General features: G+C 68.7%; 18 protein-coding genes and 1 tRNA gene. 6 read left to right on the plus strand and 13 right to left on the minus strand.

Annotated features, from left to right (window positions below):
* Positions 1-3: 3 nt before the first annotated feature.
* From ABEG18_RS17120 to ABEG18_RS17135, 4 genes are all read left to right on the plus strand, one after another.
* Positions 4-1,278 carry a ribulose-bisphosphate carboxylase large subunit family protein gene (locus ABEG18_RS17120; RefSeq protein ID WP_406854258.1) on the plus strand — a complete coding sequence of 425 codons (1,275 nt, stop codon included), beginning with the start codon at positions 4-6 and terminating at the stop codon, positions 1,276-1,278.
* Positions 1,275-2,588, plus strand: a complete 1,314-nt coding sequence (locus ABEG18_RS17125; RefSeq protein ID WP_406854259.1) for a four-carbon acid sugar kinase family protein — start codon at positions 1,275-1,277, stop codon at positions 2,586-2,588. The genes ABEG18_RS17120 and ABEG18_RS17125 overlap by 4 nt, the downstream gene beginning before the upstream one ends.
* 101 nt (positions 2,589-2,689) lie before the next feature.
* Positions 2,690-3,334 carry a DUF47 domain-containing protein gene (locus ABEG18_RS17130; RefSeq protein WP_406854260.1) on the plus strand — a complete coding sequence of 215 codons (645 nt, stop codon included), beginning with the start codon at positions 2,690-2,692 and terminating at the stop codon, positions 3,332-3,334.
* A gap of 15 nt (positions 3,335-3,349) precedes the next feature.
* The gene (locus tag ABEG18_RS17135; RefSeq protein WP_406854261.1) at positions 3,350-4,354 is read left to right on the plus strand and encodes an anion permease; all 1,005 of its coding nucleotides are present in this window, start codon (positions 3,350-3,352) and stop codon (positions 4,352-4,354) included.
* A gap of 21 nt (positions 4,355-4,375) precedes the next feature.
* Here the strand turns inward: ABEG18_RS17135 and ABEG18_RS17140 are convergent, their stop codons facing one another.
* The 4 genes from ABEG18_RS17140 to ABEG18_RS17155 all read right to left on the minus strand — a co-directional run bounded on the left by ABEG18_RS17140 (position 4,376) and on the right by ABEG18_RS17155 (position 7,518).
* The gene (locus ABEG18_RS17140) at positions 4,376-4,687 is read right to left on the minus strand and encodes a hypothetical protein (RefSeq protein ID WP_406854262.1); all 312 of its coding nucleotides are present in this window, start codon (positions 4,685-4,687) and stop codon (positions 4,376-4,378) included.
* A 175-nt stretch (positions 4,688-4,862) separates the two neighbouring features.
* A tRNA-Lys gene (locus ABEG18_RS17145) sits at positions 4,863-4,938 on the minus strand.
* Between the two features lie 232 nt (positions 4,939-5,170).
* The gene (locus tag ABEG18_RS17150) at positions 5,171-6,742 is read right to left on the minus strand and encodes a 2-isopropylmalate synthase (RefSeq protein ID WP_406854263.1); all 1,572 of its coding nucleotides are present in this window, start codon (positions 6,740-6,742) and stop codon (positions 5,171-5,173) included.
* 335 nt (positions 6,743-7,077) lie between these two features.
* A complete protein-coding gene (locus tag ABEG18_RS17155) occupies positions 7,078-7,518 on the minus strand; it encodes a BLUF domain-containing protein (RefSeq protein ID WP_406854264.1) in 441 nt (146 codons plus the stop codon).
* 207 nt (positions 7,519-7,725) lie between these two features.
* Here ABEG18_RS17155 and ABEG18_RS17160 point away from each other — a divergent pair, with 207 nt between their 5' ends.
* A complete protein-coding gene (locus tag ABEG18_RS17160) occupies positions 7,726-8,085 on the plus strand; it encodes a hypothetical protein (RefSeq protein WP_406854265.1) in 360 nt (119 codons plus the stop codon).
* Positions 8,086-8,089: 4 nt separating this feature from the next.
* Here the strand turns inward: ABEG18_RS17160 and ABEG18_RS17165 are convergent, their stop codons facing one another.
* The 9 genes from ABEG18_RS17165 to ABEG18_RS17205 all read right to left on the minus strand — a co-directional run bounded on the left by ABEG18_RS17165 (position 8,090) and on the right by ABEG18_RS17205 (position 16,350).
* Positions 8,090-8,821 carry an NUDIX hydrolase gene (locus tag ABEG18_RS17165; RefSeq protein ID WP_406854266.1) on the minus strand — a complete coding sequence of 244 codons (732 nt, stop codon included), beginning with the start codon at positions 8,819-8,821 and terminating at the stop codon, positions 8,090-8,092.
* A complete protein-coding gene (locus tag ABEG18_RS17170) occupies positions 8,818-9,723 on the minus strand; it encodes a PhzF family phenazine biosynthesis protein (RefSeq protein WP_406854267.1) in 906 nt (301 codons plus the stop codon). Before ABEG18_RS17170 ends, ABEG18_RS17165 begins: the two co-directional genes overlap by 4 nt.
* A gap of 12 nt (positions 9,724-9,735) precedes the next feature.
* Positions 9,736-10,857 (minus strand): endonuclease/exonuclease/phosphatase family protein, encoded by a 1,122-nt coding sequence (locus tag ABEG18_RS17175; protein WP_406854268.1) that lies wholly within the window; start codon positions 10,855-10,857, stop codon positions 9,736-9,738.
* A 65-nt stretch (positions 10,858-10,922) separates the two neighbouring features.
* Complete coding sequence (gene pdxY / locus ABEG18_RS17180; protein WP_406854269.1) at positions 10,923-11,771, minus strand: pyridoxal kinase PdxY; 849 nt, start codon at positions 11,769-11,771, stop codon at positions 10,923-10,925.
* Between the two features lie 127 nt (positions 11,772-11,898).
* The gene (locus ABEG18_RS17185) at positions 11,899-12,819 is read right to left on the minus strand and encodes a hypothetical protein (RefSeq protein WP_406854270.1); all 921 of its coding nucleotides are present in this window, start codon (positions 12,817-12,819) and stop codon (positions 11,899-11,901) included.
* A gap of 124 nt (positions 12,820-12,943) precedes the next feature.
* Positions 12,944-13,357, minus strand: a complete 414-nt coding sequence (locus ABEG18_RS17190; RefSeq protein WP_406854271.1) for a DUF1236 domain-containing protein — start codon at positions 13,355-13,357, stop codon at positions 12,944-12,946.
* A 282-nt stretch (positions 13,358-13,639) separates the two neighbouring features.
* The gene (locus tag ABEG18_RS17195) at positions 13,640-14,662 is read right to left on the minus strand and encodes an ABC transporter substrate-binding protein (RefSeq protein WP_406854272.1); all 1,023 of its coding nucleotides are present in this window, start codon (positions 14,660-14,662) and stop codon (positions 13,640-13,642) included.
* Positions 14,663-14,722: 60 nt separating this feature from the next.
* A complete protein-coding gene (locus tag ABEG18_RS17200; protein WP_406854273.1) occupies positions 14,723-15,517 on the minus strand; it encodes an ABC transporter permease in 795 nt (264 codons plus the stop codon).
* Positions 15,514-16,350 (minus strand): ABC transporter ATP-binding protein, encoded by an 837-nt coding sequence (locus ABEG18_RS17205; protein WP_406854274.1) that lies wholly within the window; start codon positions 16,348-16,350, stop codon positions 15,514-15,516. The genes ABEG18_RS17200 and ABEG18_RS17205 overlap by 4 nt, the downstream gene beginning before the upstream one ends.
* A gap of 319 nt (positions 16,351-16,669) precedes the next feature.
* Between ABEG18_RS17205 and ABEG18_RS17210 the strand changes: the two genes are divergently transcribed.
* On the plus strand, positions 16,670-17,188 hold the full coding sequence (locus ABEG18_RS17210) for a ComEA family DNA-binding protein (protein WP_406854275.1): 519 nt from the start codon (positions 16,670-16,672) through the stop codon (positions 17,186-17,188).
* Positions 17,189-17,263 lie beyond the last annotated feature (75 nt).

Genomic DNA, 17,263 nt, shown 5'->3' on the forward strand with positions numbered 1-17,263 from the left:
CCGATGAGGGGCGAACGGTTCGAAGCGTCCTACCTCATCGAGACGCCGCTCGACCCAGTCAAGGTCGCGCAGGTCATGGCCGGCGAGCAGTCCTGCGGGACTTTCGCGCGCGTTCATGGCGAGACCGACGCCTTGCGCGAGCGGGCCGCCGCAGAGGTGATCGCCGTCGAGGAACTCGAGGCCGCGCCTGTCCCCAGCCTGCCGAACGCCTGGCTGGCGCGGCGCGGCGCGTCCGGACCCTACCGACGCGCCCGCGTCCGCATCGCGTTCCCCACCGCCAATGTCGGCGCCAACCTGGCGACCCTGGCGTCCATCGTCGCCGGCAATCTGTTCGATCTTGGTGAAACGACCGGGCTGAGACTCGACAGCATCCGCCTGCCCGGAGACTACCGGCGCCGGTTCGCGACGCCGGATCAGGGCGTCGCCGGAACCCGCAGGCTGGCCGGCGTGGCGGAAGGGCCGCTGATCGGCTCCATCATCAAGCCGAATGTCGGCCTGTCCTCCGAGGAGACCGCCGCGCTCGTGGGCGTGCTCGCCGAGGCCGGGTTGGATTTCGTCAAGGACGACGAGATCTGCGCCGATCCGGCCCACGCGCCCCTCGCGACCCGCATCCCCGCCGTGATGGCCGCCGTGCGCCGGCACGCCGACCGGACGGGCAAGCGCGTGATGGTGGCCTTCAACATCACCGACGAGACGGACGCGATGCGCCGCCACGCCGACCTCGTGGCCCGCGAGGGAGGCTCATGCGTGATGGCCAGCCTGAACTGGTGCGGGTTCTCCGCCATCGAGAGCCTGCGCCGCAGCACAGATCTCGCGCTGCACGGGCACCGCAACGGCTATGGCGCGTTCTCGCGCCACGCCATGCTGGGCGTCTCGTTCCAGGCTTATCAGACGCTGTGGCGCCTCGCCGGCGTCGACCACATGCACGTGCACGGGCTGCAGGGCAAGTTCGCCCAGGACGACCAGGAGGTCGTGGCCTCCGCGCAAGACTGCCTCACGCCTCTCGCGGACGGCGTCGACGATCCTGTTCTGCCCGCCTTCTCGTCGGGCCAGTGGGCCGGGACCGTCCCGGCGACCTTTCAGGCCGTGGGCGGGACGGACCTCCTCTTCATGGCCGGCGGCGGCGTCATGGCCCATCCGGGAGGCCCCGCGGCGGGGGTCGCCAGCATCCGGCAGGCCTGGGCGGCGGCGATAGCGGGCGAGGAGCTCCCGGCCGCCGCCGGGAGGATGCCGGAGCTCGCGGCGGCGCTCGCCTTCTTCGGGGCTCCCGCCCCATGACGGGCGGCGTCCTGCATCGCCCGCCGCGCCTGGGCTGGTACGGCGACGATTTCACTGGCGCCACGGACACGCTGTCGACGCTGGCCGAGCACGGTCTTCGCGCCCTGCTTTTTCTGGGCTCCCCGACGCCGGAAAGGCTCGCCAGGGCCGGCAGGCTGGACGCGGTCGGCGTCGCCGGCGCCTCGCGCGCCATGGCGCCCGACGCCATGGCGGCCGAACTCGGCCCGGTGGGGCGCTTCTTCGCCGAACTCCGCGTTTCGGTGCTGCACTACAAATGCTGCTCCACCTTCGACAGCGCCCCGGACGTGGGCAGCATCGGAGCGGCCGTCGCCACGCTGCGCGCCGTGACGCCGAACGCCTTCGTCCCGATCGTCGGCGGACAGCCGAACCTCGCCCGCTACTGCCTCTTCGCCACCCTCTTCGCGGCGGTGGGCGCCGGGGGCGAGGTCGTGCGGATCGACCGCCATCCCACCATGAGGGCGCACCCTGTCACGCCGATGGGCGAGGCCGACCTGCGCCTCCATCTCGCCAAGCAGGGCCTCGCTGGCGTGGCTTCGCTCGACTATCGGGCCTATGAGGCGGGCGACCCCGAGCGCGCGCTCGAGGATGTGCTGCGAGCTGGCCCGCCCGCGGTGCTGATGGATGTCTCGCGGGTCGACGATCTGCCGGTGATCGGCCGCCTGATCTGGTCGCACGCCCTGCGGACCCGCCTCCTCGCCGTCGGAGCCAGCAGCGTCGCGCAGGCTCTCGCGGCGGCGTGGCCCGACGGACCGCTCTCGCCGCCAGACCGCGCCGCGGCGCCGGCGAGCGGCGGTCCTGTCTTCCTGATGGTGGGCAGCCTTTCGCCCGTCACGCGCGCCCAGGTCGAGGCCGCCGAATCCTTCGAGCGCATCGACGTCGACGCGTCGAGGCTCGTCGACGACGCCGCGCTGGCGCAGAGCGTGCGGGCCGACGCCGTGAAGCGCCTGCGGCAGGGCCGCAACGTCATGGTGGTGACCGACCGCCCGGACGGCGCCCTTCAACGCGCCGGCGAAGTGGCGCAGGCCACCGCGGAGCTCCTCCGCCTGGTCGTGGACGAAGCGCCGATCGGCCGCCTGGCGATCGCGGGCGGCGACACCTCCAGCATCGCGGTGCGCAAGCTCGACCTCTGGGGTCTGTCGCACGAGGCGCGGGTCGCTAGCGGCGTTTCGCTCTGCCGCGGGCGCAGCGATGACCCTCGCCTCGACGGCCTCGACATCGTCCTGAAGGGCGGCCAGATGGGACCGCCGGATCTTTTCGAGAGGGTGGCCCACGGCTCTGGCGCAACCTGACGGCCCCTTGGGGCTCCTGGGCCGACGCGCTGTCACATTTCTGTTGCAGCCGGACGCAGGGCTGGCCTAGCTGGCCATCCGAATGGCCGAGGCTGATCGACATGCTCAAATGGTTCAGGGCGATGCTGCCGCGCGAGGACAGGTTCTTCGACCTGTTCGAGCAGCACTCGCGCACGCTGGAGGCGGGAGCCGAAGCTCTGCAGAAGCTCCTGGAGGGCGGAGACGCCGTCCCGCACTGGTGCCAGGAGATCGTCCGGCACGAACACGCGGCCGACGAGGTGGCGCACGAGGTTCTGCTCGCGGTGCGGCGGACCTTCATCACGCCCTTCGACCGGGGCGACATCAAGGACCTGATCCAGTCGATGGACGACGCCATCGACCAGATGCACCAGACCGCCAAGGCGATCACGCTCTATGAGCAGCGCGTCTTCGATCCGCCCATGCAGGAGATGGCGGCCATCATCGCCGATTGCGCGCGCCTCACCATCAAAGCCGTGCCGCTGCTGCGCAATGTCGGGACCCATGCGGGGGAGATCAACGTCTTCGCCGAGCGGATCACGGCTCTGGAGGGCCGGTCCGACGACCTGCACGACCAGGGCCTTCGCGACCTGTTCCGCCGCCACCGCGACGGCAACGCCATGGACTTCATCGTCGGGACCGAGATCTACAAGCACCTCGAGCGCGTGGTCGACCGTTTCGAGGACGTGGCGAACGAGATCAACGGCATCGTGATCGAGCACGTCTGACCCGACGGGAACGCCATGGACCCCACAATCGCCTTCCCCCTCCTGGTGGGGCTGATCGCAGTCGCGCTCGTCTTCGATTTCCTCAACGGACTTCACGACGCCGCCAACTCGATCGCCACCATCGTGTCGACGCGCGTGCTGAAGCCGCGCTACGCGGTGATCTGGGCCGCCTTCTTCAACTTCATCGCCTTCCTGTTCTTCGGGCTGCACGTCGCGCAGACGCTCGGAACGGGCATCGTGGACGTCGACATCGTCACGCCTCGCGTGATCTTCGGCGCCCTGACCGGCGCCATCGTGTGGAACGTCGTCACCTGGGTGCTCGGAATTCCGTCCAGCAGCTCCCACGCGCTGATCGGCGGGCTGGTGGGCTCCGGCATTGCGAAGGCCGGCCTGAGCGCGGTCGTGTGGAGCGGCTTTCTCAAGACGGCGGCCGCGATCGTGCTGTCGCCGCTCATCGGCTTCGTGCTGGCGCTCTTGCTCGTCCTGATCGTCTCGTGGGTCTTTGTACGCGCCACGCCCTTTGCGGTGGACAGCTCGTTTCGAACCCTCCAGTTCGTCTCGGCCTCGTTCTATTCGCTGGGCCATGGCGGCAACGACGCCCAGAAGACGATGGGCATCATCGCCGTCCTGCTCTACTCGCAGGGCATGATGCAGGGCGGCTTCCACGTCCCCACCTGGGTCGTCCTGTCCTGCCAGTCCGCGATGGCGCTGGGCACCCTCTTCGGCGGCTGGCGGATCGTGCACACGATGGGGTCGAAGATCACCCGGCTGACCCCCATGCAGGGCTTCTGCGCCGAGACGGGCGGCGCCATCACGCTGTTCCTGGCGACCTGGCTTGGCGTCCCGGTCTCGACGACGCACACCATCACGGGTGCTATCGTGGGCGTCGGAGCGGCCCGGCGGGTTTCCGCCGTCCGCTGGAACGTCGCGAGCAGCATCGTCGTGGCCTGGGTGGTGACCCTGCCGGCGGCGGCCGCCATCAGCGCGGCAGCCTATGCGGCCGTAGGGCTCTTCGCCTGACGATCCGCCGCAGCGAGCCGCTCAGCCCTGGCCCTGCTGGACGCGTCTCAAGTCCATCCCGTCGCCTGCCTTGCGTTTGCTGGCGATCCAGTTCCAGACCCAGGTCCTCTCCCAACCGTCAGCGTCAGACGGGTCCACCCCGAACACGAGCACCGACTCCTCCGGCTGGAGACTCTCCCGAACCGACTCTGCGATTCGCCCCGCAGACGCGTCCGACCACACCAGCCATGTCTGGCCATTCAGACGGATCCAGTCCTCGTAGGGCCCCAAGGCCGCGTCGATGGCCTGCGGATCGATGGGAGATGCGGCCCAGCGAATGCTGAGGACGAACATTTTGTGCATAGGCATCCAGAGAGTTCACAAGACGGCAAACAAGAATGAAATGACATATGTCAATCATACCGTCAGACATCAAGTCTGGCGGCGGCCTGAATTCACTCAGGCGGCTCGATTAACGATCGGCCCGTGAAGAAGGAGCGAAGAACAAACCCGGAGAAAGGGACCTTGATGGTGGGCGCTGTAGGGCTCGAACCTACGACCCGCTGATTAAGAGTCAGCTGCTCTACCAACTGAGCTAAGCGCCCATCAAGGTCTCGCGATTGATCCGAACCGGCGATCGCCTGGTCCGGCGGGGAGGACGAAAGCTTCCGGAGAGGAAGCGACAGGGCCTCGCCCCCGCGACGAGGGGGTGATTAGCAAACGGCGCCGGGCGTGTCCAGCGCCTCGGCGCATTTTAGTGAAGATCGGGACCGGGCCGGGCTCGATCTTGCGAAAAGGGAGCGGAGCGCGACGGCGCCCCGCCCCGCCAAGGCCCGTTCAGCCCGCCTGGAGCGCCTCGGGCTTGCCGCGCAGCCGCTTCGTCATCAGCTTGTTGAGCGCGCCCAGATAGGCGCGCGCCGAAGCGACCAGCGTGTCGGGATCCGCCGCCTTGGCGGTGACCGATTTGCCGTCCTCCGACAGGCGCACGGATACCTCGGCCTGGGCGTCCGTCCCTTCCGTCACCGCGTGCACCTGATAGAGCTCCAGCCGGGCCTCGTGCGGCGCCAGCGCCTTGATGGCGTTGAAGCAGGCGTCGACCGGGCCGTTGCCGCTGGCCTGCACGGTCTTGTGAGTTCCCTCGACGTCCAGCGTCAGGGTCGCGAGCTGCGGGCCCTGGGTGCCGGCGATCACCGTCAGGGCGACGACCTTGATGCGGTCATGCGCGGTCAGGATCTCGTCGTCGACCAGCGCCTCCAGGTCCTCGTCATAGACATGCTTCTTGCGGTCGGCGAGGTCCTTGAAGCGCTTGAACGCGTCCTCGAACGCGTTCTCGCCCAGGTCGTAGCCGAGCTCCTTCAGCTTCTCGCGGAAGGCGTGGCGGCCGGAGTGCTTGCCCATCACCAGCGACGTCTTGGACACGCCCACCGATTCGGGAGTCATGATCTCGTAGGTCTCGGTGTTCTTGAGCATCCCGTCCTGGTGGATGCCGCTTTCATGCGCGAAGGCGTTCCGGCCCACGATGGCCTTGTTGTACTGCACCGGGAACGACGTCACCGCGGCGACCAGCTTGGAGGCGCGGGTGAGCATGCGGCTGTCCACGCCGCAGGCGTACGGATAGGCGTCGCTGCGCGTCTTCAGCGCCATCACGACCTCCTCCAGGGCCGCGTTGCCGGCGCGCTCCCCGATGCCGTTGATGGTGCACTCGATCTGCCGCGCCCCTCCCTGCACGCCGGCCAGCGTGTTGGCCACCGCCATGCCGAGGTCATTGTGGCAATGCACCGAGAAGACCGCCTTGTCGGCGTTCGGCACGCGGGCGCGGACGGTCCGGAACAGGGCCGCATACTCCTCGGGCGTGGTGTAGCCCACCGTGTCGGGGATGTTGATCGTGGTCGCGCCGGCCCGGATGGCGGCCTCCACGCAGCGGCAGAGGAAGTCGATCTCGGTGCGCGTGCCGTCCTCGGCCGACCACTCGACGTCGTCCACCCAGTTCCGGGCGCGGGTGACCGACGCCGTCACCATCTCCAGGACCCGCTCGGGCTCCATCTGGAGCTTGTACTTCATGTGCACAGGCGAGGTGGAGATGAAGGTGTGGATCCGAGGCTTAACGGCGTGCTTCACGGCCTCGCCGGCGCGGTCGACGTCCTTCTGGCCGGCGCGTGCGAGCCCCGCCACAGTGGCGCGCTTCACGCGCTTGGCGATCTCGCTCACGGCTTCGAAGTCGCCGTTCGAGGCGATCGGAAATCCCGCCTCGATGATGTCGACGCCCATGTCGTCGAGCAGCACGGCCACCTGCAGCTTCTCCTCCAGCGTCATGGAGGCGCCGGGCGATTGCTCGCCGTCGCGCAGAGTGGTGTCGAAGATCAGGACGCGATCCTGGGTGGCGTCGCCGGCGGTCTGGGGCGCAGTCATGGGGTGTTCCTTCTCGTGGCTTGCGCCCGCCGCTCATGGGCGAAACAGGGCGCCGTTCGTGTTCGGCTTCCGGCTGTCCCCTGAGCGCCAAGGCGCGTGCGCCCGGCCGGCCCTCAGGGGCGGCTAAGGAGAAGAAGCCCGGAAAGGAGCAGCGAAGCCGACGCGCGCGCAGCCGTCGGACGGACCGAAGCGGTCTCCGTCTGCAGGCGGCGATAGGTGGCGGATCGAGCCACGGCGTCCTCGTTCATCGCAGCGACACGCCGCGAGCGCACGTTCATAACCGATCCAGCCCGCTCTAGGCAAGCTGGCCTTCTCGCAGTTCGACGTCGCCGCCGCTATTGAGCGAAGCCCAGGACCGGCTCCGCTTGAACCGTCGAGGGCTGGACCCCGTTCATCGCGGCGAAGAGATCGAGGATATCTTCGGCTGACCGGTCATATGGAACAATGGCGCGGCTGAAGCCCCGCTCCAGAAACGCCAGTCGATTCTCGATGGATTTGTAGACCATCGCAAATCGCCAGCCGTCACGAAGCAACCGCGGCGCCGGGCGGGCCTCGATCAGCCGCAGGTCGAAATGGCGGGGATCTTTGGCGATGCGGTGAAGCATCCTGCGCACTGCGCCTTCGGGACCTTCGATCTGCTGGCAGAACCAATGGGGCGTGCATAGCAGGAATGTGTCCACGCCGAAAATGGCGTTGTTGCGCATCGCCTCGACCGAAATGTCGTTGAAGGCTTGAGCCGACCCGTCCTCTCGCACCGGAAGAACGTGGCTGCTCACGTAGAGCGCTCGGAACATGCCCGTACCCCATAAAAATCATGCAGGAGGCTAACAATTCTCGGATCGATTCGCACCGCCTTCTCCGGGGCCCTTGCGTGCCGGCTGCAGGCCTAGGACCGCGGTTCCAGGAGGGACCGCCGGTATGTTCCAGGTTGACGGGTCGGCGCGACTCTCGACACTACGGTCTTCCGACCTGGAGTCTCTGCGATGATCCGCCGCTTCGCCACCGCCGTTCTCTGCGCGTCCCTGTCGGCCTGCAACGCCGCCCAGGCGCCGGGGCCGGCAGCCTCGAGCGCTCCGACGGCGTCGGCCTACGCCAATCTCCCGGCCGGCGTCTCGCCGCCGGGCTTCCGACTGCCGGATGGCGCAGGATGCGCGGGCGCGGTGGCCCGCTACACGGCCATCATGGACAACGACCTGAACTCCGGCCACACGAGCCAGTCCGTCTACGACCGGATCAAGGGCGAAATCGCCCAGGCTTCGGCGGCCTGCTCGGCAGGACGGGAGGCCGAAGCCGAAGGCCTGATCCGAGCCAGCAAGGCCCGGCACGGCTACCCGCAGGGGTGACGGCTCAGGCCTCGCCCAGCGCCTGTCGCAGATAGGCGCAGACGAAGGGCGGCATGGCGGCTTCGTCGAGGTCGCCCGTCCCGCGCACGATGCGGATGTCCGACAACTCCGGGTCCTTCTGGCGCGACAGCTCCGCCAGGATGCGCTGGCGCAGCGGCTCCGCCGCTTCCCGCGCCTGCACCAGCCGCATGAGCGCGATCCGCTGTCCATGCGTGACCACGGACCAGTCATCCGCGAAGGCGACATCGGCCGCGGTGAGGCCGGTCTCCTCCTCCAGCTCCCGTGCGACGCTGCCGGAGAGGTCGACGGCGTCGCCCACCACGTCGCTCAGGTCAGGGGTCCCGGCCGGGAAGTAGACCTTACCGGAATTGGCGGTATGCGGCCCCATCACCCCCAGCAGATAGGCGCCGTCGGAGGAGCGCAAAGCCGCCATCGCAAAGGCGTTGCGGATGGTCCGGTCGGGAAACCCGAAGTCGCGCCAGGCGATGAACCGCGAGAAGCCGGTTTCCAGATAGGAGGCGCGGAACACGTCGCCCTCGACGCCCCCGCTATGCAGCACCAGCACGCGGCCGTCGAAGAGCGCGGGATTGCGGCTTGCGAGCTCGGCCCAGTGGGCGTCGATGCGTTCGCGCTCGCCCTCCGCCCACGCCCAGGGGCGCTGCACGAGCCGGCACTCGACGGCGGCGACCCGGGCGATGACCGGCGCGGCGCAAAGGTCTCCCGTCGGCGCATTCACAGCCGCAGCGCTCCTTCGGAGATCACGATGGCGCTGCCGCCGATCGTCGCCCGCGTCAGCCGGCCGCCTTCCACCGACAGCCCAAGCGTGATCTGGGAGGGCCGGCCCATCTCGTAGCCTTGTTCGATCACCATGGAATGCTCCCCGTCCACCGGCCGGTCGAACCGCATCACGACGCCCGCGAAGGCCGCCACGGCGGAGCCCGTCGCGGGATCCTCCATGACGCCCATGTCGGGCGCGAACATGCGGGCGTGGTAGGCGCTCCCCGCTTGGGTGGTCTCCCGGGTGTACACGAAGGCGTTGGGGTGGTCGGCTGGCCGCATCCCCTCCTCCCACCGCGTGAGATCGGGCTTGGCCCGCGCCACCGCCTCCCGGCTGGCCAGCGGCGCGAAGGTGAAGCCGTTGCCGGCCGAGAAGACCGAGCAGCGGTGCGAGCCGAAGCCGATGTCGGACGCCTGGAGCGACAAGGCCGCGGCGACCGCCTGGTCCGGCGCCGGCGCTCCGATTTCCTCAGGCAGGCGCGGCAGCGTGAAGGTCGCCTCCCCGCAGCCCTCGTGCTTCACCTCGACGACGCAGGGCACGAGCCCGACCTTCTCCTCCAGGCCGAAGCCCAGGACGCCATGGCCCGCCCCATGGTCCAGGCCGCCCAGCAGCACCGCCGTTCCCACCGTCGGATGTCCGGCGAAAGGCAGCTCCCGGCCGGGCGTGAAGATGCGCAGCCGCGCGCGCTGCCGGGGATCCTCCGGCGGCAGGACGAACACGGTTTCTGACAGGTTGAACTCCCTGGCGATCCCCTGCATGGCCATGTCGGTGAGACCTTGCGCGTCGAGGACCACCGCGAGGGGATTGCCCGCCATCGCGATCTCGGTGAACACATCCAGCGTGAAGAAGCGACGGCGCATGGCGACCTCCGTTCAGGGAGCCGAGGAAGGGGCGGGCAAATCGATCTCCACGACCAACAGACAATGGTCGCTGGCCTTGGGCCGATCCCAACCGACACGGGGATAGCGGTCCCCCTTGAGGGCGAGCGACGGGATGGACCGGTCCGGATCGCGCGGGTCGAGCGGCGTGCGGTAGGGAAGGCCGCGGCGGACGATGGTAACGGCCGCGCCGCGCGCCGCCAACGCCGGAGACAACAGGACGTAGTCGAGCTGGACATGCTCTTCGCGGATCCGCTGCTCGGTTTCCGACCAGGCCCGGTGGAAGTGCGTCCAACGCTCATGGACCGGCAGGTCGGCGACGGGATTGACCCCGAAGCCCTCGACGAGGCCGTCCAGCCCCGAGGGAATGCGCGCGGTCACGGATCCGCCCGGGCCGATGATCTCGCGGTAGTCGTTGAGATCCCCCGCCACGATCCAGTGCGCCTCGCGCCAGCGCTCGCCGAAGCGGCGGCGGACCAGCGCGCGCACGGCCTGGGCTTCGGCGCGGCGCAGCGGCATGGTCGCCGCGCGGCCGTCATCCTTGCCGTTGTTCATCGACTTGAGATGGCAGACGAACAGCGTCAGCGGCGCTCCGTCCACCTGGAGGTCGACCATCAGGCAGTCCCGGTTGAACACGCGGTCGTCCGCCCTGATGCCGAAGGCCGCGATCTCTGGCCCGTAGACGCCGAACTCCCCGAACGTCGCCTCCCGATGGGAGGTGACCTTGACCTGGTCGGCCGCAAGCAGGCTGCGCCTCGCCGCGAAGGCCACGTCGATCCCGCGGCGGTCGTTTCCCTCCACGAGCTTGAAGTGGCCGTAGCGGATGTCCGACATGCGGTGGACGTAGTTGGCGAAGAACGCCTCCAGCACGCGCAGGCTGTCGACTTCCTGGAGGCAGATCAGGTCGGCCCGGGACTCCGCGATCGCCAGCGCGGTCATCTGGCGCTTGTCGTCCTCGAGCGTGAGGCCGACGGAGCGCTCGGCCGTCTCGCGCTCGATCGGCCGTGCGAACTCGGCGAGCGACATGGCCGCCGTGACGTCGCCCCGCTGCGCCTCCGCGAAGCGCCAGCGCGACGAAAGGTTCTCGATGTTGAAGGTGGCGACGCGAAGCTTCATGCCCCTTCATCCCACCCCGGGGCACGCGGTGGCAAGGCTGGCGGGCGCAGCGCCGGGTGCAGGGATCAAACGCGCTCCACCGGGAAGCGGTGCGTCGGCGAGACGAACTCGTCCTGCGCCGCGACGGTCAGGATCTCGCGCGAACCCGCCTCCTCGGTCCGCTTGAGCAGGCCGTAGACGGAGGCCGCCGCCTCGCCCAGCGCATGCGCGGCCGATCGGCTTTTCAGCCAGTGCACGTAGAACAGCGCCGCAATCGCGTCGCCCGCTCCATTGACGCTGACGCCGAGCCGAGGCGTGCGCACCCGGTGCGTTCCCTCCGCGTCCGAGGCGAGGAGATCGATGGCGTCCCCGGGCGTCTCCTCCGACAGGAGCGAAGTCACCAGCACCACCTTGGGGCCGAGGCGATGCGCCGCCTCCAGCGCGGCCTTCGCCTCCGCGAGGGTCCCGCAGCGGCGCTCCGCCAGGAGCTCCAGTTCGAACTGGTTGGGCGTGATCACGTCGGCCGCCGGGACCGCCTGCTCGCGCATGAACTCCGGGATCCCGGGACGCACGAAGACGCCTCGGCCCACATCGCCGATCACCGGGTCGCAGCAATAGGTCGCCTGCGGGTTCGCCTGCCTCACCCGCGCCACGGCGGACAGGATGGCGTGGCCGATGTCCGCCGAACCCATATAGCCGGACAGCACGCCGTCGCATGAGCCGAGCACGCCCCGCTGGGCGATGCCGTCGACGATCTCCTCGATCATCGGGCCGTCGAAGACCCGGCCCGTCCAGTGGCCGTATCCGGTGTGGTTCGAGAACTGCACCGTGTGGATCGGCCACACGTCGCAACCCAGCCGCTGCATGGGGAAGACGGCCGAGGCGTTGCCCACATGGCCATAGGCGACATGGGACTGGATGGATAGGATGTTCATACCCTGAACATCGCCGCCGGCGCCTGTCACGACAAATGAAAACCCGTGATGGCGGGGATCGATCCGCGTGAAACCACATGCGAAAGCGGCCGGGATCGACCCGGCCGCCGCATTCAACGTCCGAGTGTCACTGCGCCGTCGAGCCGGAGCCTTGCGGCTTCATGCTCTGCGACCCGCCCGAGCCCTGCATGCCCATGGAACCGCTCGCCTTGCCGCTCGTCCCGGATATGGAGCCGGAGGTCGACGACCGGGAGTTCACGGACGCGCCGCCCTGCTGGCGGACCGATCCGGTCTCGACGTTGCGCGAGCGCTCGCGCGTGGCCGAGGCCTCGCCGCGGGTCGTGCTGCGCTCCGCCGAGAAGCGGGCCTCGCCCCGCTGCACCCGGCTGCTGCGCACAGAGACGCTGGCCGACGGCTCGCTGTCATAGCGATGCACGGTCCGGCTGCGGCGCGTCACCGACACGGACGGCTCGTCCTCGTAGCTGCGGACGATGTGCCGCTTGCGCTTGATGGTGATCGACGGCTCCTCGACATAGTGGCGCCGATGCTTGCTGTGGATCACGACCTTGCGGGACGGCTCGTGAATGCGGTGGACGACCTTCTTGCGCCGCACCACGGTCGTGCTCGGCTCATCCTCGTAGCGCGTGACGGAGCGATGCCGGACGGAGACGCTGGGTCCCTCCGAGATGCGGCTGCGCGTCCGGATCGAGACCCCGCTGTCCTCGCGGGTCCGTGAGCCGACCGTCGTGCGTCCTTCGACGCGCGTGCTGGAGCGCTCCGCGCGGGCCGAGCCTCCGGTCGTCTCCGAGCGCGACGTGGCCGCAGCCCCGGACGACTCCGACTTGGCGCTCTGGGCCGTCGCGCCCCGCTCGCCGCGGCTCTGGCCGCCGGCTTTCTGGCGCTGCAGGCTGGAGCCCGAATCGGACCCCGCGCTCATGGACGAACCGCCGGACGTATTGGATCCGGCCGAGCCGGCGGAGGGGCTGGTTTGCGCCAACGCCGTCGTGCTGATCAGCGCGAGGGCGAGGCCGAGACTGGCGATTTTCATTGCATACTCCGTTCTGAGGGACGGGAGGCTCTGGCCCGGCGATCCCGGCAGGCCGTCACCGTCCGCGGTTGCGGGACAGGCGCGGCGCCCTTGGCGCCGCGCCGGCTTGAAGCTTCAGTCCGGATCAGTCGATGACCTGGACGATGCGGCGGGTCTGCGGGTCGACCAGCACGGTGCGGTCATTGACCACCGAGTAGCGGTAGGTGGTCTTCACGCCGGCGCTCGCCGGAACCTCGTAGATCTGCACGTTCCGCGGCAGGCTCTCGCCGACGACGACCTTCTCCTGGACGCGCACGGAAGGATGGTGCTCCTTCACGACATATTCCTTGAACCGGGTCTCGTCCGGGCCGGCGAGCCCGCCGACGATGGCGCCCGTGGCCCCGCCCACGACGGCTCCGACCGGGCCGCCGACGACGGCTCCGCCCACCGCGCCCGCAGTCGCGCCTGCGGCTGCGCCGCCGGAGGACTGGGCCTGAGCGGCGATCGGCATGGCGATCAGCGCCGCCAGGGCGGCGCACGAAAGAAGCTTCGTATTCATGGCGTCTTCTCCTCGATCGCCCCCGCCCTCACAACGAGTAAGCGCGGTGACGGTTCCAGGCCGGGCGACGTCCCTGAAGAAACGGCCTTTTCTGAATAGGCATTCATGAGCGACATGAACAGACGTTCACGGATCCACGCCCTCCGATTGCTTTGCAGCGCGGCATGCCTATTCAAGGCGAGCGAAGATCTTAACGGAGCTAAAAGCAATAACGCCCCGGATTGCTCCGGGGCGTTCAGGGATCCGGGCCGCGCCGAATCGTTCAGGCGAGGTTCGAGCCGATCATTTCACCATCTCGGCCGCCTTCTTGGCGAAGCGGGGATCGAAGGTGTCGGCCAGATTGACCTTGGCGTCCTTCAGTTCAGGCTCGAACTGCTTCAGCATGTCGTTGGTGCTGGTCATTCCGCTCTCTGAGATCACGCCGGTGATCGAGTAGGTCGGCTTGGAGTTCTTCACCGCGAGGACGTAGAGCGCCTTGTCGCCCAGCAGATACTCCTCCGGGACCGCCGCGGCGATCTCCTCGGGCGAGGACTTTTGGATCCACTGCAGGGCCTTGTAGAGGCCGTTGGTGAGCGCCTGGACGGTGTTGGGGTTCTTGTCGATGAAGTCCTTCTTGGCGTAGAGCACGGCGGCCGGGTTCGAGCCGCCGAACAGCGCCTTGGTGCCCTCCTCCGTCCTGGTGTCGACGACGATCTTGATGTCGCCCGACTGCTCCAGCATGGACAGTACGGGTTCCAGGTGGGAGATCGCGTCCAGCTGGCCGTTGCGGATGGAGGCCACGGCCGACGCCGCGCTGCCCACGCCGATGAAGGACGCGTCCTGCGGCGTCAGCCCTTCCTTGGCGAGCAGGAAGTTGACCAGCATGTTGGTGGAGGAGCCCGGCGCGGTGACGCCGATCTTCATGCCCTTGAGGTCCTTCGGCGACTTGTAGGCGTCGGCCTTGGCCTTGGCGACGCCGACGGCGATGCCCGGGAACCTCCCGAGCTCCAGCACGGCGCGGATGTCCTGCCCCTTGGCCTGCATCCGGATGGTGTGCTCATAGGCGCCCGTCACCACGTCCAGCGAGCCGCCGATCAGGCCCTGCAGCGACTTGGCGCCGCCCGCGAAGTCGGAGATCTCGACGTCGAGCCCCTGCTCCTTGAAGAAGCCCTTCCGCTCGGCGATGGTCAGCGGCAGGTAGTAGAGCAGCGCCTTGCCGCCGACCCCTAGCTTGACCTCCTTCTTCTCCGGCGCTTGCGCGAAAGCCGCGCTCCCCGCCAGAAGCAGCGCGGCAGCCGCTGTCGCGATCAGCCTGAAGGGACTCATGTTTTCACTCCCTGTTGTTGTAATCCTGGAGCGCCTTCGCGCCCTGGTTGAACCGCTGCATCACACATGCGAGGCGGGCTGCGGTCGCCAGACCAGCAGCCGGTTCTCGATCATGGTCACCAGCCAGTCGATGACGAGCACGAAGGCGGCCAGGATCACCATCCCGGCGAAGACGCCCGTGACGTCGAAGACGCCTTCCGCTTCATGGATCAGGTAGCCCAGGCCCGCCGCGGAGCCCAGATATTCGCCCACTACCGCGCCGACCAGGGCGAAGCCCACCGATGTATGGAGCGACGAGAACATCCAGCTCAGCGCGGAAGGCCAGTACACGTGCCGAAATAGCTGGCGCTCGTTCATCCCCATCAGCCTGGCGTTGGCGAGGACCACCGGGCTCACCTCCTTCACCCCCTGATAGACGTTGAAGAACACGATGAAGAAGACGAGGCTCACCCCGAGCGCCACCTTCGACCAGATGCCGAGCCCGAGCCAGAGCATGAAGATCGGCGCCAGCACCACCCGCGGCAGGGCGTTCGCCATCTTCACATAGGGGTCGAACACCGCGGCGACGGTCGGCTTGCGGGCGAACCAGAAGCCGAAGAGCACGCCCCCGACCGAGCCGATCAGGAAGGCCAGCACGGTCTCGCTGAGCGTGATCGACAGGTGCTTCCAGATCTGCCCGCCTGCGAAGAGCTTCCAGATCCGCCCGATCACATCGAGCGGCGTCGAGAAGAAGAATTTGGGCAGGAGGTAGACGCCGCCGATCGGCACCGTCGATCCGACATGCCAGATCAGGAGCGCCACGACGGCGACGAGGGCCTGCAGGACGAAGAGCCGGGTCCGGCTCGGACCGCTCACGCCGCTCCCCCATAGGCTTTCACGACCTCGTCCCGCAGCTCGCCCCAGATGGCCCTGTGGAGGGCGTGGAAGCGCGGATCGAGCCTCACCTCCGACACGTCCCGCGGGCGCGGCAGGTCGATGGCGTGGTCGCCGATGATGCGCGCCTTCGGCCCCGCCGACATGATCACCACCCGGTCGGCGAGCGCGATCGCCTCCTCCAGGTCATGGGTGACGAACAGCACCGCCTTGCGGTCGGCGGCCCAGAGCTCGAGCAGCAGAGTCCCCATGATTTGCCGAGTCTGCGCATCCAGCGGTCCGAAGGGTTCGTCCATCAGCAGGATCTTGGGATCGCGGATGAGGACCTGCGCCAGCCCGACGCGCTTGCGCTGGCCGCCCGAGAGCTGGTGCGGGTAGCGGTCCGCGAACGCCGCCAGCCCCACGCGGCCGAGCCAGGCCCTGGCCTGCTTGCGGGCCTCGGCGGACGAGCGCCCCCCCACCTCGAGCGCGATGGCGACGTTCTCCAGCGACGTCTTCCAGGGCATCAGCGCGTCCTGCTGGAAGAGGTAGCCGGCCTTGGCGTTCAACCCGCTCAGGCTCTCGCCGAAGATCGTGACCGAACCGCCGGCCGGACGCAGAAGGCCGGCTGCGGCGTTCAGCAATGTGGATTTGCCGCAGCCCGTCGGCCCCACGATGGCGACGAACTCGCTGTCGGCGACCCGCAGGGTGGTCGGCGCCACGGCCTCGTAAACGGGCTGAGATCCGCCCCCATACGCGATCGACACACCGTCCAGCGCCACGGCCGGCGGCTTGGCTCCTGGCGCATCGCGTTCAATCACGCGCAACACCACCATCCCGACGCTCTCCCGATTTCGGCCGGCGATGCGGCCTGATTTCGGCCGTCACGGTAGTCAGCGGAGGCAACGAGGGCAAGAACAACGGCCCGCCTGACCGGCCGAGAAGGCGAGCGCTGCGCCAGCCGCAGAGCTTGGAGCGCAAGGGCCCAGCGCCACGATCAAAAGCAGCTTGAGCGCACCTTTGCTTGCAAAAAGTCAAATTTGAGTCACGGTGTGACCGTTTCATATGCACGGCTCGACAACGAGCCGCCGCCAGTCGCCGCCGCCCGGCCGGCCTGGAGGATACGCTTCGCCGGGCCCCAGGACCGGACCCACCATGTCCATCTCTCGCCTTCTCGCCGCTTCCGCAGTCGTCGGCCTCCTCGCCGGTCCCGCACTGGCGCAAACCGCGCCGGCCACGGCTCCGGCCGTCGTTCCGCCCGCCACGACAGCGCCCGCCAAGCCGGCCGTTCCCGCCAAGCCGGCGACTCCCGCGGCTGTTGCGCCGGCGAAGCCGGTCGTGGCGGCTCCAGCAGCGCCGGCGGCGACGGCTCCGGCGAAGCCGGCCATGGCGGCTCCCGCTGCTCCCGCCCCGGCTCCGACCGTCGCGGCTCCGGCGAAGCCCGCCGTGGCCTCCCCGGCGCCGGCTGCCGCCGTCACGGGCGCCAAGGTGAACCTCAACACCGCCACCGCCGAGGAACTCGACAAGCTGCCGCAGATCGGCCCCGCCCGGTCCAAGGCGATCATCGAGGCGCGCGCCAAGGGCAAGTTCAAGGACTGGGCCGACTTCCAGGCCCGCAACGTCATTCCGTCCAACGCCGAGACGGCGATCAAGGACCTCGCCGTCGTCCGCTGAGCTGACCTTCTAAACGGAAAAGCCCCGGCGGATCGCTCCGCCGGGGCTTTTTCGTGACGCTTCAGCCGCGGGCCG

Source organism: Alsobacter sp. KACC 23698, assembly GCF_045348435.1.
Taxonomy (GTDB): domain Bacteria; phylum Pseudomonadota; class Alphaproteobacteria; order Rhizobiales; family Beijerinckiaceae; genus Alsobacter.

Bases quoted from the DNA above. Each gene is read 5' to 3' on its own strand.
- ABEG18_RS17120 (WP_406854258.1), top strand. From the start codon at position 4: ATGAGGGGCGAACGGTTCGAAGCGTCCTACCTCATCGAGACGCCGCTC.
- ABEG18_RS17210 (WP_406854275.1), top strand. From the start codon at position 16,670: ATGTCCATCTCTCGCCTTCTCGCCGCTTCCGCAGTCGTCGGCCTCCTC.
- ABEG18_RS17185 (WP_406854270.1), bottom strand. From the start codon at position 12,819: ATGAAAATCGCCAGTCTCGGCCTCGCCCTCGCGCTGATCAGCACGACG.
- ABEG18_RS17170 (WP_406854267.1), bottom strand. From the start codon at position 9,723: ATGCGCCGTCGCTTCTTCACGCTGGATGTGTTCACCGAGATCGCGATG.
- pdxY (WP_406854269.1), bottom strand. From the start codon at position 11,771: ATGAACATCCTATCCATCCAGTCCCATGTCGCCTATGGCCATGTGGGC.
- ABEG18_RS17130 (WP_406854260.1), top strand. From the start codon at position 2,690: ATGCTCAAATGGTTCAGGGCGATGCTGCCGCGCGAGGACAGGTTCTTC.
- ABEG18_RS17140 (WP_406854262.1), bottom strand. From the start codon at position 4,687: ATGTTCGTCCTCAGCATTCGCTGGGCCGCATCTCCCATCGATCCGCAG.
- ABEG18_RS17175 (WP_406854268.1), bottom strand. From the start codon at position 10,857: ATGAAGCTTCGCGTCGCCACCTTCAACATCGAGAACCTTTCGTCGCGC.
- ABEG18_RS17205 (WP_406854274.1), bottom strand. From the start codon at position 16,350: ATGGTGGTGTTGCGCGTGATTGAACGCGATGCGCCAGGAGCCAAGCCG.
- ABEG18_RS17190 (WP_406854271.1), bottom strand. From the start codon at position 13,357: ATGAATACGAAGCTTCTTTCGTGCGCCGCCCTGGCGGCGCTGATCGCC.
- ABEG18_RS17135 (WP_406854261.1), top strand. From the start codon at position 3,350: ATGGACCCCACAATCGCCTTCCCCCTCCTGGTGGGGCTGATCGCAGTC.
- ABEG18_RS17125 (WP_406854259.1), top strand. From the start codon at position 1,275: ATGACGGGCGGCGTCCTGCATCGCCCGCCGCGCCTGGGCTGGTACGGC.
- ABEG18_RS17150 (WP_406854263.1), bottom strand. From the start codon at position 6,742: ATGACTGCGCCCCAGACCGCCGGCGACGCCACCCAGGATCGCGTCCTG.
- ABEG18_RS17195 (WP_406854272.1), bottom strand. From the start codon at position 14,662: ATGAGTCCCTTCAGGCTGATCGCGACAGCGGCTGCCGCGCTGCTTCTG.
- ABEG18_RS17160 (WP_406854265.1), top strand. From the start codon at position 7,726: ATGATCCGCCGCTTCGCCACCGCCGTTCTCTGCGCGTCCCTGTCGGCC.